At 64.7% G+C, this 16,180-nt stretch carries 14 protein-coding genes; 6 read left to right on the top strand and 8 right to left on the bottom strand.

Features of this window, described 5'->3' with window-relative positions; translation table 11 throughout:
* Positions 1-4: 4 nt before the first annotated feature.
* Both BH683_RS06670 and BH683_RS06665 read right to left on the bottom strand, forming a co-directional pair.
* Complete coding sequence (locus BH683_RS06670) at positions 5-2,167, bottom strand: molybdopterin-dependent oxidoreductase (RefSeq protein WP_084835491.1); 2,163 nt, start codon at positions 2,165-2,167, stop codon at positions 5-7.
* A 51-nt stretch (positions 2,168-2,218) separates the two neighbouring features.
* Positions 2,219-3,052: an oxygenase MpaB family protein gene (locus tag BH683_RS06665; protein WP_084835490.1), complete on the bottom strand. Its 834-nt coding sequence runs from the start codon at positions 3,050-3,052 to the stop codon at positions 2,219-2,221.
* Positions 3,053-3,216: 164 nt separating this feature from the next.
* Here BH683_RS06665 and BH683_RS06660 point away from each other — a divergent pair, with 164 nt between their 5' ends.
* The 4 genes from BH683_RS06660 to BH683_RS06645 all read left to right on the top strand — a co-directional run bounded on the left by BH683_RS06660 (position 3,217) and on the right by BH683_RS06645 (position 7,901).
* A complete protein-coding gene (locus BH683_RS06660) occupies positions 3,217-4,419 on the top strand; it encodes an MFS transporter (protein ID WP_084835489.1) in 1,203 nt (400 codons plus the stop codon).
* A gap of 19 nt (positions 4,420-4,438) precedes the next feature.
* Positions 4,439-5,698, top strand: coding sequence for an arginine deiminase (arcA, locus tag BH683_RS06655; RefSeq protein ID WP_084835488.1), 1,260 nt, complete (start codon positions 4,439-4,441; stop codon positions 5,696-5,698).
* 2 nt (positions 5,699-5,700) lie between these two features.
* Entirely contained in the window at positions 5,701-6,075 is a 375-nt protein-coding gene (locus BH683_RS06650; protein WP_084835487.1) for a GntR family transcriptional regulator, read from the top strand.
* Positions 6,076-6,182: 107 nt separating this feature from the next.
* The gene (locus BH683_RS06645; RefSeq protein ID WP_084835486.1) at positions 6,183-7,901 is read left to right on the top strand and encodes a BCCT family transporter; all 1,719 of its coding nucleotides are present in this window, start codon (positions 6,183-6,185) and stop codon (positions 7,899-7,901) included.
* Positions 7,902-8,009: 108 nt separating this feature from the next.
* Here BH683_RS06645 and BH683_RS06640 read toward each other — a convergent pair whose 3' ends face one another.
* Positions 8,010-9,506 (bottom strand): phospholipid carrier-dependent glycosyltransferase, encoded by a 1,497-nt coding sequence (locus BH683_RS06640; protein WP_246833229.1) that lies wholly within the window; start codon positions 9,504-9,506, stop codon positions 8,010-8,012.
* Between the two features lie 151 nt (positions 9,507-9,657).
* Here BH683_RS06640 and rsmI point away from each other — a divergent pair, with 151 nt between their 5' ends.
* A complete protein-coding gene (gene rsmI / locus BH683_RS06635) occupies positions 9,658-10,506 on the top strand; it encodes a 16S rRNA (cytidine(1402)-2'-O)-methyltransferase (protein ID WP_084835485.1) in 849 nt (282 codons plus the stop codon).
* Between the two features lie 26 nt (positions 10,507-10,532).
* Here the strand turns inward: rsmI and BH683_RS06630 are convergent, their stop codons facing one another.
* Genes BH683_RS06630 through BH683_RS06620 form a run of 3 tightly spaced genes read right to left on the bottom strand, consistent with a single transcriptional unit; the run spans position 10,533 to position 13,959 of the window.
* Positions 10,533-11,708 carry an aminodeoxychorismate synthase component I gene (locus BH683_RS06630; RefSeq protein ID WP_246833221.1) on the bottom strand — a complete coding sequence of 392 codons (1,176 nt, stop codon included), beginning with the start codon at positions 11,706-11,708 and terminating at the stop codon, positions 10,533-10,535.
* Between the two features lie 7 nt (positions 11,709-11,715).
* Positions 11,716-13,269, bottom strand: a complete 1,554-nt coding sequence (gene metG / locus BH683_RS06625) for a methionine--tRNA ligase (RefSeq protein ID WP_084835483.1) — start codon at positions 13,267-13,269, stop codon at positions 11,716-11,718.
* 60 nt (positions 13,270-13,329) lie between these two features.
* Positions 13,330-13,959 (bottom strand): hypothetical protein, encoded by a 630-nt coding sequence (locus BH683_RS06620; RefSeq protein ID WP_084835482.1) that lies wholly within the window; start codon positions 13,957-13,959, stop codon positions 13,330-13,332.
* Positions 13,960-14,010: 51 nt separating this feature from the next.
* Between BH683_RS06620 and BH683_RS06615 the strand changes: the two genes are divergently transcribed.
* On the top strand, positions 14,011-14,421 hold the full coding sequence (locus tag BH683_RS06615; protein ID WP_084835481.1) for a TIGR03668 family PPOX class F420-dependent oxidoreductase: 411 nt from the start codon (positions 14,011-14,013) through the stop codon (positions 14,419-14,421).
* 148 nt (positions 14,422-14,569) lie between these two features.
* Here the strand turns inward: BH683_RS06615 and BH683_RS06610 are convergent, their stop codons facing one another.
* Together BH683_RS06610 and BH683_RS06605 are read right to left on the bottom strand one after the other, a co-directional pair.
* Entirely contained in the window at positions 14,570-15,634 is a 1,065-nt protein-coding gene (locus BH683_RS06610) for an IS3 family transposase (protein ID WP_210405175.1), read from the bottom strand.
* Positions 15,635-15,639: 5 nt separating this feature from the next.
* Positions 15,640-16,116, bottom strand: coding sequence for a hypothetical protein (locus BH683_RS06605; protein WP_084834288.1), 477 nt, complete (start codon positions 16,114-16,116; stop codon positions 15,640-15,642).
* Between the last annotated feature and the right edge of the window lie 64 nt (positions 16,117-16,180).

Below are 16,180 nucleotides of genomic sequence, written 5' to 3'. Positions count from 1 at the left end.
CGACTCACACCGCGGTCACGGTCACCGGCACGCCGTTGAGGACGGCGTTGCCGGAGGCCGTGTCGAGGTGCATGGGGTCGGTGACATCGTTGGCCGACGGTGCATCGACCTGACCGGCGACGGCGAGGCGGACGCCGGACCGTCGCTGCCCGAAACCATGGGGCAGGCTGACCACCCCGGGCATGATGTCGTCCGTCTCGGCGACCGTGACCGTGACGCTGCCTGCGCGCGATCGCAGCACCGCGCGATCGCCCGTGGTGAGACCGCATCCTGCGAGGTCCTTGGGATGCATCAACAGATGGTGTCGCGCCTGGCCTTTCGACAGTCTGGGTGAGTTGTTCATCCATGAGTTGTTCGATCGCAGGTGCCTGCGCCCGATCAACAGCAGCTGCCCCTCGGTGATACCGACGAGGTCGGTGTGCAGCCGATTCAGATCCGCCAGTATCAGGGGTGGAGCCAGTTGCACCACACCGGAATCGGCGACCAGCTTGCGCCGCAGTCCGGGCCGTAGTGGGCCGAGGTCCACCCCGGACGGTGACCGGAGCAGCGCCCGCAACGTGAGGTCGCCGGGCCCGGTTCGCAGGAGTAGCCCGAGAAGTGTGCGGGGCGTCGCGCGCAAGCGGGCCGTCGACTTGACCTGGGCCTGCAGCGCTGCTGCTCGGCTCTTCAGGCCGGTGATGCCCGAACCGTGCGATGCCGCCCGACGGCGGGTGATCGCCAGCGTGAGGTCGCGGAAGATCTCCCAATCGTGTTTGGCGCCGGCCGACTTCTCGACGATGGCAGGGGAGAAGCGTGCCGAATTGTGCACTGCGAGTTGATGGAAGATCAGGTCGTAGTGGTCGCGCTCGAAGATCATCGTCGGCGGCAGGATGAGATCGGCATGCCGGGTGGTCTCGTTGACGTAGAAGTCGATGGACACCATGAAGTCCAGGTCGGCGAGAGCCTTGTCGAGGCCACCGCCGCCGGGTGAAGATGACACGGGGTTCCCGGCCACCGTGATCAGAGTCTTGATCTGCCCCTTGCCCGGCGTGGAGATCTCGTCCGCCAGCGTCGAGACCGGAAGCTCGCCGCCGAACTCCGGGAGATCGCGAACTCGACTACGCCATTTGTCGAAATGTCCACGGCCGCTGAGTTTACGTGCCACGAGGTCGATTTCGGGATCGGTCAACAGGGCGCCACCCACCCGGTCGAGATTGCCGGTCACGGCATTGATGGTCTGGATCGCCCACTGGCACAAGGTGCCGAATTGCTGGGTGGAGACCCCCATCCGGCCGTAGGCGACTGCGCGCTCGGCTGCGGCGAAATCCGTTGCGATCGAACGGATGTCGTCAGCGTCGACACCGGTGATGCCTGCTGCCCACTCGGGCGTGGTACTGCGGCACGCGGTCGTGACCTCATCGAGTCCGGCGAGAGGAAGATGACCGATGCGCTTGTCGTCGAGGCCCACCTCGTGGACCAGTACATGAAGCACTGCGAGCAGAAGCGCGGCGTCGGTCCCGGGTCGGACATAGTGGTGTTCGTCGGCGATGGCGGCGGTCTCGGTGCGGCGCGGGTCGATCACCACCAAGGTCCCGCCGCGGCGGCGCAGTTCACGCATCCGGTTGCGGAAGTCCGGCGCCGTCATCATCGACCCGTTCGACACGACGGGATTCGCACCGATGATGAGCAGGTGCTCGGTGTGATCGAGGTCGGGGATGGGTATCTGCAGCTGATGCCCATACATCAGATGCGCGGTCAGCTGGATCGGTAGCTGATCGGCGGAGGTGGCCGAGAACATGTTGCGGGTGCCCACCGCGCCCAGGAACGGCAGACCATGGGTGATGAACCCCAGGCTGTGCACGTTCGGATTCCCGGTGTACACGGCCACGCCGCCGCGCCCATGCCGCTCCTGCGTCGAGACGATCTTCTCGGCGACCAGCGCGGTCGCGGCCTTCCAGCTGATGTCCTCCCAGCCACCGTCGGCAGTCTTGCGCAGCGGGGTCCGCAGGCGATCGGGGTCGAGGTGCAGGTCGGTCAGGGCGGTTGCCTTGGGGCAGATGTGCCCCCGGGAGAGCGGATCGTCCCGGTCTCCGCGGATGTCGGTGACCGTGCCTGCGTCGACGGTGACCTGCAGGCCACAGATCGCCTCGCAGAGATTGCAGACGCTGCGGGTGGTGATGGGGGTCATATCAGTGCACGCTAGCCCTTTCTGGCTGCTCCGCAGACGATAACGGGGTCTTCAGAAAACGTTGATGCCGAGTCGGCGCCGGATCCGCAGGCCTGCGAGCATCACCTCGTTGTAGCCCTTGAGCAGGCCGGGTGTGCAGCGGTCGATCTTGCGGTACCGGTCGATCGCCGTGCGGTAGCGAACGTCGTCGGCCGGAGTCCAGTCGAAGCCCATGGCGCGGCGGAAGGGTTCGGGTAGCGCCCCCTTGGTCATGAACAGCTGTCGTCGCCCGAAGAGGCGGTGCAGTGTCGTCCCGAGGTACCCGAGCGGGCCCGGCAAGAAGCTGAGGTCGGCGAGTGAGACCAGCATGTCCCGAACCGGTGGGTCGATGACGAGCTCGCGCGTCTGCTCGGCCCAATAGGTCTCGAACGCCGCGCGGTCCGCGGGCCACATGCCGGGGTGCACATTGAGCGTCGTCCCGAGCCGGGCGGCATCGGCGTAGACGGCATCGGCAGAAGAATCGCTCAGAGGGCCGTACATGAACTCGTACTGGTCGACGTAGAACCGGAACAGGCACGCCGCAACCCACAGCTGCAGGCGCGGGTTGTTCGCGCTGTAACGGACGGGGCTGTCCGGGGTCGAGGTGACCTGGTCATGGACCGCGCGCAGTTTGTCGCGCACGTAAGCTGCATCATCGTCGTTGCCCTGAATCGCCACGGCCAGATACTGGCCGGTGGTGCGCGCCCGTTTGAACGGGTGTTTGAAGGTGCTGGCCCCGTCGACCCGGCTTTCGAGGACGCCGTACCCGACTTCGGGTGGCGTGAGCTGCATGATGACGTTCGCCACCCCCATCGTGGTCCCGAGGGCGGTCATCAAATCGGCCGTGCGGGTCGGATTCTTGTGCATTGTGGCTCCTCGCCAGGCGCGCGTGCTCTGATAACACCAGTTGTCAGATGCTAACCCGCGTCGCCACAGAAGGCAGTCGTACGGCACCCGTTCGTCGCACGCGGCATCGGCGGTGTGCGAGGGGCGATTCGGGATTCGGCTCACCCCGGCGGTAGCTTTGCCACGTGAAGCAGATACCCCGCGAGATATGGGTCCTGCTCAGCGCCAACGTCGTCATCGCCCTCGGCTTCGGTCTGATCGCGCCGGCTCTGCCTGCGTTCGCCCGCAGCTTCAACGTCGGATACACGGCGGCGTCGGTGATCATCTCCGCGTTCGCCGTGATGCGACTGCTGTTCGCACCCGCCAGCGGACGGCTGGTCCGCATCCTCGGCGAGCGCCGGATCTACCTCAGTGGATTGCTGATCGTCGCGGCGTCGACCCTCGCATGTGCTTTCGCCCAGACGTATTGGCAGCTGCTGATCTTCCGGGGGCTCGGCGGTATCGGTTCGACGATGTTCACCGTCTCGGCCACGGCGTTGATGATCCGCCTGGCGCCACCGGACATCAGGGGGCGGGTCTCGGGGTACTTCAGTGCGGGCTTCCTGATGGGCAACATCATGGGACCGCTGGTCGGCAGCGCTCTGGTGAGTTTCGGGCTCCGCATGCCCTTTGTCGTCTACGCGGTCGCGTTGCTGATCGCGTCGGCGGTGGTCGCCACCCAATTGCGTAGCGTCGGTGGGCGCCCGCTACCCGGTGGTGACGGCCAGGTGGCGATGCCGTTCGCGGAGGCGCTGCGCGATAGCGCCTATCGGGCGATCCTGTCGTCGGCCTTCACCCAGGGGTGGGCCTCGATGGGTGTGCGGGTGGCATTGGTGCCGCTGTTCATCGTCGACGGTCTCGGAGAATCGGCCGCCATCTCAGGGGTGGTGCTGGCCGTGTACTCGGCGGGTAACGTCATCGCGATCATCGCGGCGGGCAGACTGTCCGATTCGCTGGGGCGAAGACCGATCATGTTGCCCGGCCTGCTGCTGATGGGCGCCTCCACAGCCGTGCTCGGGTACAGCGGAAACATCTGGGTGGCGAGTGCGCTGACATTCGTCGCGGGCATCGGTTCGGGGTTGTTCGCGCCGACCCATCAGGCAGCGCTCGCCGACGTCCTGTCCGGTCGCGGACAGGGGGGTCCGGCGTTGGCCTCCTATCAGATGGTTGCCGACCTGGGTGCGATCAGCGGACCCGTGATCGCCGGATTCATTGCGCAGCAGTGGGGTTTCGGGCCGGCGTTCGCCGTCACCGGCGCCGTCGCATTCGTGGCCACGATCTTCTGGATGTTCGCCCGCGAGACGCTGCCACCGCGCGGGACCGACAACTTACGGGCGAACGAGCCCTGACCGCACTACCGTTGACCTCATGTCTGAAGTTTCGGGTTCTGGGGTTTCGAGTTCTGGGGCGTCGAGTCCCGAGCAGTCGGTGTTGGGAGCCAACTCCGAGGTCGGCCGGTTGCGCACTGTGATGCTGCACCGTCCCGGTGACGAATTGCGGCGACTGACCCCCCGGAACAGCGATCAGCTGCTGTTCGACGGATTGCCCTGGGTCGATCGCGCACAGGAAGAACACGACGCATTCGCGGAGGTGCTCACCGGTCGGGGCGTGGAGGTCCTGCTCCTGGGCGATCTGCTGACCGAGACGTTCGAGACCAGCGGCGCGGCCCGGATGCAGGGCATCGCAGCGGCCGTCAGCCCGCGCCGCCTGGGACACCACCTCGCGCAGGATCTCTCCACCGAACTCCGGGGGCTGTCGGCGAACGACCTCGCTCGGGTGCTGATGGCGGGGATGACCTTCGATGAGATGCCCGAATCAGCCGCCACCGTCCGGTCCTCGCTGGTGTGGCGCATGCATCACGGTGCCGAGTTCGCCATCGATCCGCTGCCGAACCTGTTGTTCACGCGAGACAGTTCGTTCTGGATCGGGGACCGCTTTGCGATCACGTCCCTGGCGTTGCCTGCACGCGTCCGGGAGACCTCGTTGACCGATCTCATCTATGCCCATCACCCCAGGTTTCTCGGAGTGCGCAGGGCCTACGAGTCCCACACCGCGCCGGTCGAAGGCGGCGACGTGCTGTTGCTCGCGCCGGGTGTGGTTGCCGTCGGGGTCGGTGAACGCACCACCCCTGCGGGAGCGGAGGCGCTGGCACGCAGTCTGTTCGACGACAACTTGGCCCACACCGTGCTGGCGGTGCCCATCGAACAGCGCCGCGCCTCGATGCATCTCGACACCGTGTGCACGATGGTCGACACCGACGCCGTCGTCATGTACCCGGTCATCCAGGACACGTTGTCCGCTTTCACCATCCACAGCGGCGATTCGGTTTCGGTCACCGGGCCCCAACCCTTTGTCGAGGCCGCGGCCGAAGCGATGGGTATCGAGAAACTCCGTGTGATCGACACCGGACTGGATGCGGTGACCGCCGAACGCGAGCAGTGGGATGACGGGAACAACACGCTCGCGTTGGCGCCGGGCGTCGTCGTCGCCTACGACCGCAACGTCGAAACCAATCGCCGACTTGAGGATTCGGGCATCGAGGTGCTGACCATCGCCGGAAGTGAGCTGGGGTCGGGGCGTGGCGGACCCCGGTGTATGTCATGCCCGGTGTCCCGTGACCGGTTGTGACCATGAGGGAAGACGGTGGTAGCGGCCTCGAGCTCGACCCGGATTCGGACATCGCACCCTATGAGCAGGTCCGCCGAGGCGTCATCGAACTGGTCAACTCCGGACGGCTTCTCGCCGGAAGCCGGATACCCACGGTCAGGGCGCTCGCGCAAGAACTCTCACTTGCGCCGAACACCGTCGCGCGGTCCTATCGCGAACTCGAGGCCGACGACGTCATCGAGACCCGGGGACGGCAGGGATCATTCATCAAAGCCCATGCGGACTCGACCCTTCAGCGCGCGGCGCTCCTGACCGTCGAGCATGTTGCCGCCTTGCGACAATTGCGTATCGACGACGGTCACATCAAATCCTTGCTGGACCAGGCTCTGCGCAGGTGAGCGGCACATTTGCCGGATTGAAAATGGGCGGCGACGTGGTCACGAGCAGGTAGTTAAACTTCGGCAAAAGTTGAACAAACAGTGCCAACACTGATGTTATTGAGCTCATGGCACTGAAGACCGAAACGTCCGACGCAGTTCCTACCCCTGACGTACCCGGGCCGAAACCGCGTATCGACCTCGTGGTGTTCGGGGTGACTGCCGCCGCGGTGATCGCCTTCGTGATCTGGGGCATCGTCGACAAAGAGAGCCTGAACACCAGGACCCAGGACGTTCTCGCCTGGATCACCGAGAACCTGGGCTGGGTGTTCATCCTCTCGGCCACGTTCTTCGTCTTGTTCGCGATCTATCTCGCCGTCAGCAAGTTCGGCAAGATCCCGCTCGGGCGCGACGGCGAGAAGCCGGAATACAACACCATCAGCTGGATCGCCATGATGTTCAGCGCCGGCATGGGTATCGGACTCATGTTCTACGGCGCCAACGAGCCACTCACGCACTACGTCAACGCCCCACCCGGGCAGAGCGCCGACGACGTCGGCGTGGCGATGGCAACCACCATGTTCCACTGGGGCTTTCATCCGTGGGCGATGTACGCCGTGGTCGGACTCGCGATTGCCTACAGCACGTACCGCTGCGGTCGCGGGCAGCTCGTCAGCGCCGTGTTCGCGCCCATCCTCGGTCACCGTGCCAATGGCTGGGGCGGCAAGGTCATCGACATCCTCGCAATCTTCGCCACGCTCTTCGGTACCGTTGCGTCTCTGGGACTCGGTGCGGCACAGATCGGTTCGGGTTTCGTCGAGATCGGCTGGCTCAACGAGCCCTCGAAGCTGTTGCTGGTCGCGATCATCGCCGTCCTGACCGCAGCGTTCGTGGCCTCCGCGGTCTCGGGCGTCGCCAAAGGCATTCAGTGGCTGTCGAACACGAACATGGTGCTGGCCATCGTGCTGGCACTGTTCATCTTCGTGGTGGGCCCCACCGTCTTCATCCTGAACGTCCTGCCTACGACGATCGGCACCTACCTCAACGACATCACCTCGTTCTCCGCCCGTTCGGGGGCGACGGTCGACGCCGAAGGCGAAACCTGGCTCGCGGGCTGGACGATCTTCTACTGGGCGTGGTGGGTGTCCTGGACCCCGTTCGTCGGCATGTTCCTCGCCAAGATCAGCCGTGGCCGCACCATCCGCCAGTTCGTGGTCGGCGTCCTGTTCGTTCCCACGATCGTGTCCCTGGTGTGGTTCGCGATCTTCGGGGGCACAGCGATCAAGCAGCAGATGGACGGCAAGAACTTGGCCGATGTCGAGACGCCGGAGAGTCAGCTGTTCGACATGCTCGGTAACCTGCCGCTCACCGGGATCGCCTCCGTGCTCGTCATGATCCTCGTCGCGATCTTCTTCGTGTCGGGGGCCGATGCCGCCTCCTTGGTGATGGGGACGCTGTCAGAAAGAGGGGCGCACGAACCGACCAAACGCGTCACCATCTTCTGGGGCACACTCACCGGTGCGGTCGCTGCACTGCTGTTGTGGGTGAGCGGCGACGACGCTTTGCAGGGCATCAAGACCATGGCCATCATCGCGGCGCTGCCGTTCGTGATCGTCATGATCCTGATGTGTGTCTCGTTGTACATGGATCTGCGAAAAGACCCGCTGATCGTGGCGCAAACCCACTACGAGGGCAACCTCGATCGCGATCTGCGGACCCATGCCAACATCTTGGCTGCGGACGACTCGAACGACGTGCTGCCATCGGGTGAGTTCTCCGCGATCACCCCGGAACAGCTGGCGCAGGCCGACTCGATCGATCCACCCGGGAAGCCGAAAGACAAGTAGTTTCCGCTCGACCTCACAACCCACTCGTCCCAGGCAAGCCCACTCGTTCCAGACAAACCCAAGGGTCCACGACCCGTGGGATTGACCAGAACGGGTGGGTTTGTTCGTTCAACTCCAGCTGGGGAGCCAGATCTGCATGTTCCACATCTCCCGCGAGATCGGTTCACCGGTGAGGATCGGCCACATCCACATGAAGTTGAGCACCACCAGTCCCAGGTAGATGCTCACGCCTACGACGCTGATGACCTTCCACTCGTAACCGTTACGCCTGGCTCGCCGCCCCGCCGCGAGGATATCGCCGACGCACAACGCCAAGCCCATGATCAGGAACGGGGCCATGGCTGCGGCGTAGAAGAAGTACATCTGCCGATCGAGATTGGTGAACCACGGCAAGAAAGCCGCGCCGTAGCCGACCAGTACGACGGCGTAGCGCCAGTCGCGGCGGATCACCATCCGCCACAGCGCCCAGGTCAGCATCGGCAGGGCCAGCCACCAGAGGATGGGTGTTCCGATGAACATCATTGCCCGGACGCACTCGGACTCGCCGCACTTGTCGGGACCGTACTCGATGTAATAGAGCATCGGCCGCAAGCTCATGGGCCAGGTCCAGGGTTTCGATTCCCACGGGTGGTGATTGCCGGCGCTGTTGGTCAGATTCGAGTGGAACTCGAGAACCCCTGACTCGTAGTACCAGAGTGACCGCCACGCGTCCGGCACCCAGGAGAACGGACCGCCGGTGCCGATCTGCCTGCCGACCTCATATCGGTACACCGCGGTCTCGGAACCGAACCAGGGCGCAAAGGTGGCCAGATAGACCAGGACCGGGGTGATACCCAGCGAGAAGCCGGTGGGGATTAGATCTCGGACGACGACGCCGCGCCATGGCCGCTGCACCAGGTATGCCCGCCGCGTCGCGACGTCGAAGCCCAGGGACAACAACGCGAAGGCGATGACGAAATAGATCCCCGACCATTTCGTGCCGCAGGCCAGACCGAGCAGGATTGCGGCGCCGAACCGCCACCACCGAAAGCCCAGACGTGGCCCATAGGGTGAGTCGTCGATCCGGCCCTCCACGAAGGCCTTGTGCATTCGCGCGCGCATCTGATCGCGGTCACACACGATCGCAGCGAGTGCGCCCAGGACGAAGAAGATCTGGAAGATGTCGAGCAGGCCGGTCCGTGAGCTCACGAACGAGACGCCGTCGCAGATCATCAATACGCCCGCCACACCACCGATGAGCGTCGACCTCGTCAGCCGCCGGACCAACCGGATGACGATCAAGATCATCAGCGTGCCGCAGACTGCCGACATGAATCGCCAGCCCCACGCGTCGTACCCGAAGATCCATTCGCCGGCGGCGATCATCCACTTGCCGACCGGCGGATGGACGACGAGACCGTAGGCGGGGTTGTCCTCGAGCCAGTTGTCGCCGGTCAGGACCTGATACGCCTGCGGTACGTAGTGCTTCTCGTCGAAAACAGGGGTGCCCTTGTCCGTGGGCGAGCCGAGGTTGATGAACCGGGTCACGGCCCCGATGGCCGTGAGGATCAGCGCGACGACCCACCCGCGCCGCCGGTCGGTCGCACCGAACACCGGCGCCGGGATCCTGCGGGCGCCGCTGGGACTCGTACCGAGGTCCTCGGCGTAGGTGCCGGGGAGCTCATCGGCTGCGCGGCGAGATGAGATCGAGTCCTCCGGTGCGGAGATCTCGAGCGGCGGGGCAAACGTCACGGGGCCAATCGTAGGCTGTGCAGTGATGAACTCTCCGCAACCGCAGGGCCTACTGGTTCTTGCCGCGACCCCGATGGGCCGCCTCGACGATGCTTCACCCCGCTTACGTGAGGCGTTGGCGACCGCCGATGTGGTCGCGGCCGAGGACACCCGGCGGACTCGAGCCCTGGCCTCAGGGCTCGACGTGAGCATCAGTGGCCGGATCGTGAGTTACTACGACCAGGTCGAAGCCCAGCGCACCCCCGCACTCGTCGACGAGGTGCGATCAGGCGCGACCGTCCTGGTCGTCACCGACGCCGGGATGCCATCGGTGTCCGATCCCGGCTACCGGCTCGTGGTGGCATGTGTGGAGGCCGGGCTCGCGGTGACGTGCCTGCCCGGACCCTCCGCCGTGACGACCGCGTTGGCTGTGTCCGGGCTACCGGTGGAGCGGTTCTGTTTCGACGGGTTCGCTCCGCGGAAGTCCGGGCAGCGCAAGACCTGGCTCGCGGCGTACGTCGAGGAAGCGCGGACGGCCGTGTTCTTCGAAGCACCTCACCGGCTTGCCGAGTGTCTGACGGATGCAATGGAGGTACTCGGGCCGGGCCGGCGCGCCGCTGTCTGTCGCGAGTTGACCAAGACCTACGAAGAGGTGCGACGCGGGACGCTGGCCGAACTCGTCGACTGGGCAGCGGGCGGGGTACGCGGTGAGATCACCGTCGTCCTCGAAGGGGCGGTGGTAGGCGAACCCGACATCGACGACCTCATCGAGCGGGTCGAGCGATTGGTGGCCGAGGGGATTCGGCTCAAGGATGCGTGTGCGACGGTCGCGACATCCACCGGCGCTTCCAAACGCGAGTTGTACGAAGCGGTGCTGGCGGCGCGGCAGGATTAGGCGCACGACGTCAGGACCCCGGGCCGTCAGGTCGGTTGCAGTCCGATGATGGCTGCGGCTTTGTCGAGGCACTCCTGCCATTCGGCAAGCGGGTCTGAATCGATGGTGATGCCGCCGCCGACCCCGAGGTGTGCCGCGCCGCTCGGGGTGATCTGCACCGTCCTGATGGCCACATTCAGGTCGAGGCCTGCGGTGGGGGAGACGACGCCGACCGCGCCGCAGTACAGCCCACGGGGAAAGGGCTCCCAGGCCGAAAGCAGCTCTTGGGCTCGCACCTTCGGCGTTCCGGTCACCGATGCCGGGGGGAAGGTGGCCTCAATGAGTTCGGCGTTGGTCACGCCCGGGGTGGTGGTGGCCTGGACGGTGGAGACCAGGTGCCAGACACCCGGCGCCGGATGGACGTCGAGCAATTCCGTGACCATCACGGTGCCCGGAACAGCCACCCGGCCGAGATCATTGCGAACGAGGTCGACGATCATGATGTTCTCGGCGACGTCTTTCGCGGAGTCCCGGAGAACCTGCGGGTCGAGATCTATCGGCAGGGTTCCCTTGATCGGGCTGGACGCGACCACATTCCCTCGTCGCCGCAGATAGGACTCGGGGGAGAACGACGCTACTGATCCCCAATCTCCCTGCAGCAGAGCGGATTTGCGTGGACGGGTGACAGCGACGCCGTCGGCGAAGTAGTTCGCGACAGACCCGACCATGTGTCCGGAAAATCGGGTGCAGACACAGGCCTGGTAGACCTCGCCTGCGCGTATTGCGTCCAGGCACAATGCGATTGCTTCCACGTGGGGGCGCCGGGGCGGCGGCTGCCAGTTCACCGACCACCCGTGGCTGTGGTGTTCGACGAGGGAGGCACGAACCCAGTCGGGGCAGGCGTGGCCGCTCAGTGAGGTCCACCACCAACTGCCGGTGCGATCGAGGTGCAGCACGCTGTCCGTCGTTCCGCCCACGGACGGAGGCAACGGGCCGCGGTCGGCTCGATCGGGAAAGCTGCGGTAGCCGAACCAGAACTCCGCAGGGTCGTCCGGTATGTCGACACCGGAGCGCAGCGAGATGGACGGTGCGATCACGGCGTCGGTGTCGAGCCAATCGCCGATCAGTGCCGTGGGTCCGGGTATGCCCAGTCGCCGAGTGTGGAAGTCCAGAGCGCGCACCACATCTGCAGGAGCCGCGGGGCCGAGCTCAATGCTGCGCAACGAACGATCAGTCCTTCGGGACTTCGAACCGGGGAAAGATCGGGGTGGGTTTCGGTAGCGTCGTGCCGGCCGTGAGGCGTTTGCCGATGGAGTCGAACGTCCGCGAATCATGGTCGACAACAAGTTGATCCAGCAGCCGGCCGGTAGATCCGGGCATGGCGGGCTGCGCCAGCAAGGTGGCAATCCGGACGACCTCGGCGCAGATGTAGAGCACGGTTCCGGTGCGTTCGAGGTCGGTCTTCGCCAGCTTCCACGGCTGCTCGACGGAAATGTACTTGTTGGTGTCGCCGAGGACTTCCCAGATCGCTTCGAGGGCGGTGTGGATCGCCTGCTGATCGAACTCGATGCGTACTCGATCGAGCAATCCGTCTGCCTTGGCGAGCAGCTCGTTGTCGGCATCGGTGAGATTCAGTGGCTCGGGAAGGACGCCGTCGAAGTACTTTCCCACCATCGACAGGGTGCGCTGGGCCAGGTTGCCGAGCTCGTTCGACAGATCCGCATTGACCCGCGCCACGATGGCCTCGTGGCTGTACGAGCCGTCCTGACCGAAGGGCACCTCACGCAGGCAGAAGAACCGGATGGGGTCGAGGCCGAACTCCTCGACGAGTACGTAGGGGTCCACGACGTTGCCCACCGACTTGCTCATCTTCTCACCGCTGTTGAGCAGGAATCCATGGGCGAACACGCGTTTCGGCAGTTCGATCCCGGCGCTCAGCAGGAATGCCGGCCAATAGACACAGTGGAACCGGATGATGTCCTTGCCGATGATGTGCAGATCGGCGGGCCAGAACTTCTTCCATGTCTCGGACTCGGTGTCCGGGTAGCCGGCCGCGGTGATGTAGTTCGTCAGTGCGTCGACCCACACGTACATCACGTGGTCGTCGTGACCGGGAACCTTGACACCCCAGTCGAAGGTGGTGCGGGACACCGACAGATCGCGCAGACCACCGCGAACGAAGCTCGCGACCTCGTTGCGCCGGGTCACCGGCCCGATGAAGTCGGGATGCTCTTCGTAGAGTGCGAGCAGCTTGTCCTGATATGCGGACAGTCGGAAGAAGTAGGCCTCCTCCTCGGTCCACTCGACCTCGGTGCCCGTGTCGGAGGTCACACGCGTGCCGTTCTCGAGGACGGTGGTGTCGGATTCGGCGTAGAACGCCTCGTCGCGGACCGAGTACCAGCCCGAGTACTTGTCCAGGTAGATGTCGCCGGCCGCGCTCATCTTCTCCCAGATCGCCTTCGACGCGACGTGGTGATCGGCGTCGGTGGTCCGGATGAAGCGATCGAAGCTACTACCGAGCGTCTCCTGCAGCTTCCGGAAAGCAGCAGAGTTGCGGTCGGCGAGAGCGCGGGTCTCGATGCCCTCTTTCTCGGCGGTCTGCTGCATCTTCTGCCCGTGTTCATCGGTGCCGGTGACGAAGAGCACCTCATGGCCGTCGAGCCGTTTGAAACGGGCGAGGGTATCAGCCGAGATGTACTCGTAGGCGTGCCCGATGTGCGGGGAGCCGTTGGGGTAAGCGATGGCCGTCGTGATGTAGAACGGCGGTTTCGATGCAGAAGCCATGGTGGCTGACAGCTTATCGGCCCACGCAACGCCGGCGGACCCGGCTGCGGAACGTGGTGCTCACGCGAATCCCCGGGCAGCTGCCAGCGCGGCGCCGGCGTCGAGCTCTCGACCCTTGAACACCGCGTCGAGCGTGGCGCGGTCCACCGCTGGACCAGCCGCGACCAGAGCTTGAACCGCCGATACGTCGAGCTCGGGGCCGGGCGCGGCACGGGAGAGATGCTCCGTGATCTGTTCGACAGTCCGCTCATCGGAGACAAACGGCAGACGCAGGCTCGAAAAGCCGTCTTCTGCGTCGTAGTCCGCGCGCGACCACGAGCTACCGTCGAAACCGTAGATGAAGCCGATCCACACACCCTGACCGGTGATGTCGTCGAGATACGGCGCGATTGTTGCTGACCACCATGCAGGCGTACCGGCGAGGAGGTCAGTGTGCTGCTCTTCGAAGTACTCGGCCGCATCCCGGAAATATGTCTCGGAATACTCGTGGTCATGCCCGACCAGCACGGCATGGCCGACGGGCGTCACACAGAGATCTACCCAGTTGCCGCCGCCGTCGTCGTAGTGCCAGGCGTCGGCCGATGCGTGAGCGCCCTCGGCCCACCTGGGGCCCAGCCCCGCCAGCACCGCGGCGAAGGCTGCCCAGCGAGGACGTAGTCGGTCGGGGGAGGGCATGTCGACATCTCTCATCCCGACGATGTTTGCAGAGGCGAAGGATCTGGGCCACTAGGGTAGATCTGTATGGACGAGACGGCGCGGACCCGATTCATCGAAGCCCGCTCGGCAGTGCTGGCGACAGTGGTCCCTGAGGGCGGTCCGCATCTGGTGCCGATCGTCTTCGCCTGCGAGGGCGACGTCGTCTACACCGCGGTCGACGGCAAGCCCAAGTCGACGACCAGGCTCCGGCGGTTGGCCAACATCGAAGCGCAGTCGAAGGTCAGTGTGCTGGTCGACCACTACGACGACGACTGGGAACAGCTCTGGTGGGTCCGGGCCGACGGCGTGGCGACCGTGCACACCAGTGGTGAGCGGGCCGACCGGGCACGCGAAATGCTGAGAGCAAAGTACGACCAGTACGGATCGGTGTCGCTCGAGGGTCCCGCCATCGCCATCGCCGTCACCCGATGGTCGTCGTGGAGCTACTCCGGCTGACCACAGGCCCGGTTTCGCGCCCTTCGCCCACCCATATTTGCGTCGTCCACCTGTTGTGACCGGTGGGTGGTGCAAAAACGGGTGGGGGGTGGGTTTCGCGTCGTTCCTCCACCCGAATTCGCGTCGTCCACCTGTTGTGCGGAAGTTGTCAACCTGTCTGAGACAGGTGTGGGTTTTTCGATTGTTCGGCCTGTTCGGCCTGTTCGGCCTGTTCGGCCGGTTTGTGGTTGATTCCGGCGCTGGTGGGTGGTGCCTGCGGTGTGGGTTGTTTTCGGAACCTTTCAGGGTGTTGGTTGTAGTAGTTCATGCGGTGTTCGAGTCGTTGTTGGTAGACCGAGTCGGCGGTTCCGATGTGCACTTGTTCGGGGGTGTAATAGTTCAACCCGCTGTGGCGGTGTTCGGTGGCGTAGGCGTGCAGGAACTGTTGGGTCCAGGCACGAGCGTGGTCGATGCTGTCGAACCGATCGGGGCAGGACAGGTCGTACTTGATGGTCTTGAACAGTGATTCGGAAAACGGGTTGTCGTTGCTGACTCGGGGCCGTGAGCGTGAGTTGATCACACCCTGTTCTTCGAGGGCGCTGATGAGTTTGTGCGATCGCATGACTGCACCGTTGTCCGAGTGCAGCACCGTGGGTGGGCCGTGCTCGGCGATGGCGGTGGTGAACATGTCGATCGCGGCGGGCTTGTTTTCGGTGTACTCGATGCGCCAGCAGACCGGGTGGCGGGAGAACACGTCGATCGCGAGGTAGAGCTTGTAGCGGTCGTCGTTGGTCGGGCCGTGCAGGTCGGTGATGTCCCAGGACCACAACTGACCCGGGCCGCTGGCATGAATGATTGGTTTGGATCGACTGTGGTTGCCGGGGCTGCTGTGGTGGCCGCGGCGGCGGTCACCGACCGTGCCGTAGCGCGCAGCGATCCGGTAGAACGTGCGTGGTGAGCAACCGATCTCACGCTTGTCGAAAGCGCGCCAATATGTTTGCTGCACAGACAGATCCGCGTATTCTTCACGGTTCAATATCTCGACAATGACCTCTTCTTCGGTGGCGGTCAGCGCAGCCGGCTGGAACCGCTGCGTGTGCGGCACCGGATCCTGGACCGGCTTGTAATGACGGTAACCGCGCTCGATCCGGTAGTAGGTCGAGCGAGCCAGACCGGTCAATGCGCATGCGGCTTTGACCCCGATCCAGGTGTGAGTGGCCAAGGCGGTGACCAACTCGGTCAGGAAAGATGATGTCGCTTGAGCCAGGCCTGGTACTGCTCGGCGCTCATCAACGCCGGTGGGATCTGCGGACCCTCGTCCTCGGTCGAGCTCTTGGTGATCCCGTCCAAGAGCTCGAAGGCTTTTCCCATGATCTCCAACGCCGCCTCGGACTGGGCGTTCTTCTTCTCCAACCGGGCGACTTTGGCGCGCAACCGGGCCAGCTCAGCGCGGTCTTGGCTGTCCATGCGGTCCCTCGTTTTGTCGGCGGCAGCGACCATCGAGTCACTGAACGCACCAGACTCGCGGGCCTCTAACCACTCTCGCACGGTCGCCCGAGTCAGGTTGTACTCACGCATCAACCGAGTCTTGGCGCCGCGTTGCACCGCCAGGTCCCAGCGCTGCAAAAACGCAACCCGGAACGCGATCGGGAACGACCGCCGCCCCTTCGCTGACCGTCCAATCGGGATATCGATCGGGGTATCCAACAAATCCATGTCACACTCCATCCCCACCACCCCTACCACACCTTGTGTCTTACGACCAGGATGGCAGAGAGGG

The organism is Williamsia sp. 1138 (assembly GCF_002095435.2).
GTDB lineage: Bacteria > Actinomycetota > Actinomycetes > Mycobacteriales > Mycobacteriaceae > Williamsia.
Note: the sequence above shows the minus strand (reverse complement) of the source record. Positions and strands in the feature narration are given on the sequence as shown.

Excerpts from the sequence above, each read along its gene's own strand:
- BH683_RS06665 (WP_084835490.1), bottom strand. The coding sequence starts at position 3,052 with ATGCACAAGAATCCGACCCGCACGGCCGATTTGATGACCGCCCTCGGG.
- arcA (WP_084835488.1), top strand. The coding sequence starts at position 4,439 with ATGTCTGAAGTTTCGGGTTCTGGGGTTTCGAGTTCTGGGGCGTCGAGT.
- rsmI (WP_084835485.1), top strand. The coding sequence starts at position 9,658 with ATGAACTCTCCGCAACCGCAGGGCCTACTGGTTCTTGCCGCGACCCCG.
- BH683_RS06670 (WP_084835491.1), bottom strand. The coding sequence starts at position 2,167 with ATGACCCCCATCACCACCCGCAGCGTCTGCAATCTCTGCGAGGCGATC.
- BH683_RS06615 (WP_084835481.1), top strand. The coding sequence starts at position 14,011 with ATGGACGAGACGGCGCGGACCCGATTCATCGAAGCCCGCTCGGCAGTG.
- BH683_RS06645 (WP_084835486.1), top strand. The coding sequence starts at position 6,183 with ATGGCACTGAAGACCGAAACGTCCGACGCAGTTCCTACCCCTGACGTA.
- BH683_RS06650 (WP_084835487.1), top strand. The coding sequence starts at position 5,701 with ATGAGGGAAGACGGTGGTAGCGGCCTCGAGCTCGACCCGGATTCGGAC.
- BH683_RS06605 (WP_084834288.1), bottom strand. The coding sequence starts at position 16,116 with ATGGATTTGTTGGATACCCCGATCGATATCCCGATTGGACGGTCAGCG.
- BH683_RS06620 (WP_084835482.1), bottom strand. The coding sequence starts at position 13,959 with ATGAGAGATGTCGACATGCCCTCCCCCGACCGACTACGTCCTCGCTGG.
- metG (WP_084835483.1), bottom strand. The coding sequence starts at position 13,269 with ATGGCTTCTGCATCGAAACCGCCGTTCTACATCACGACGGCCATCGCT.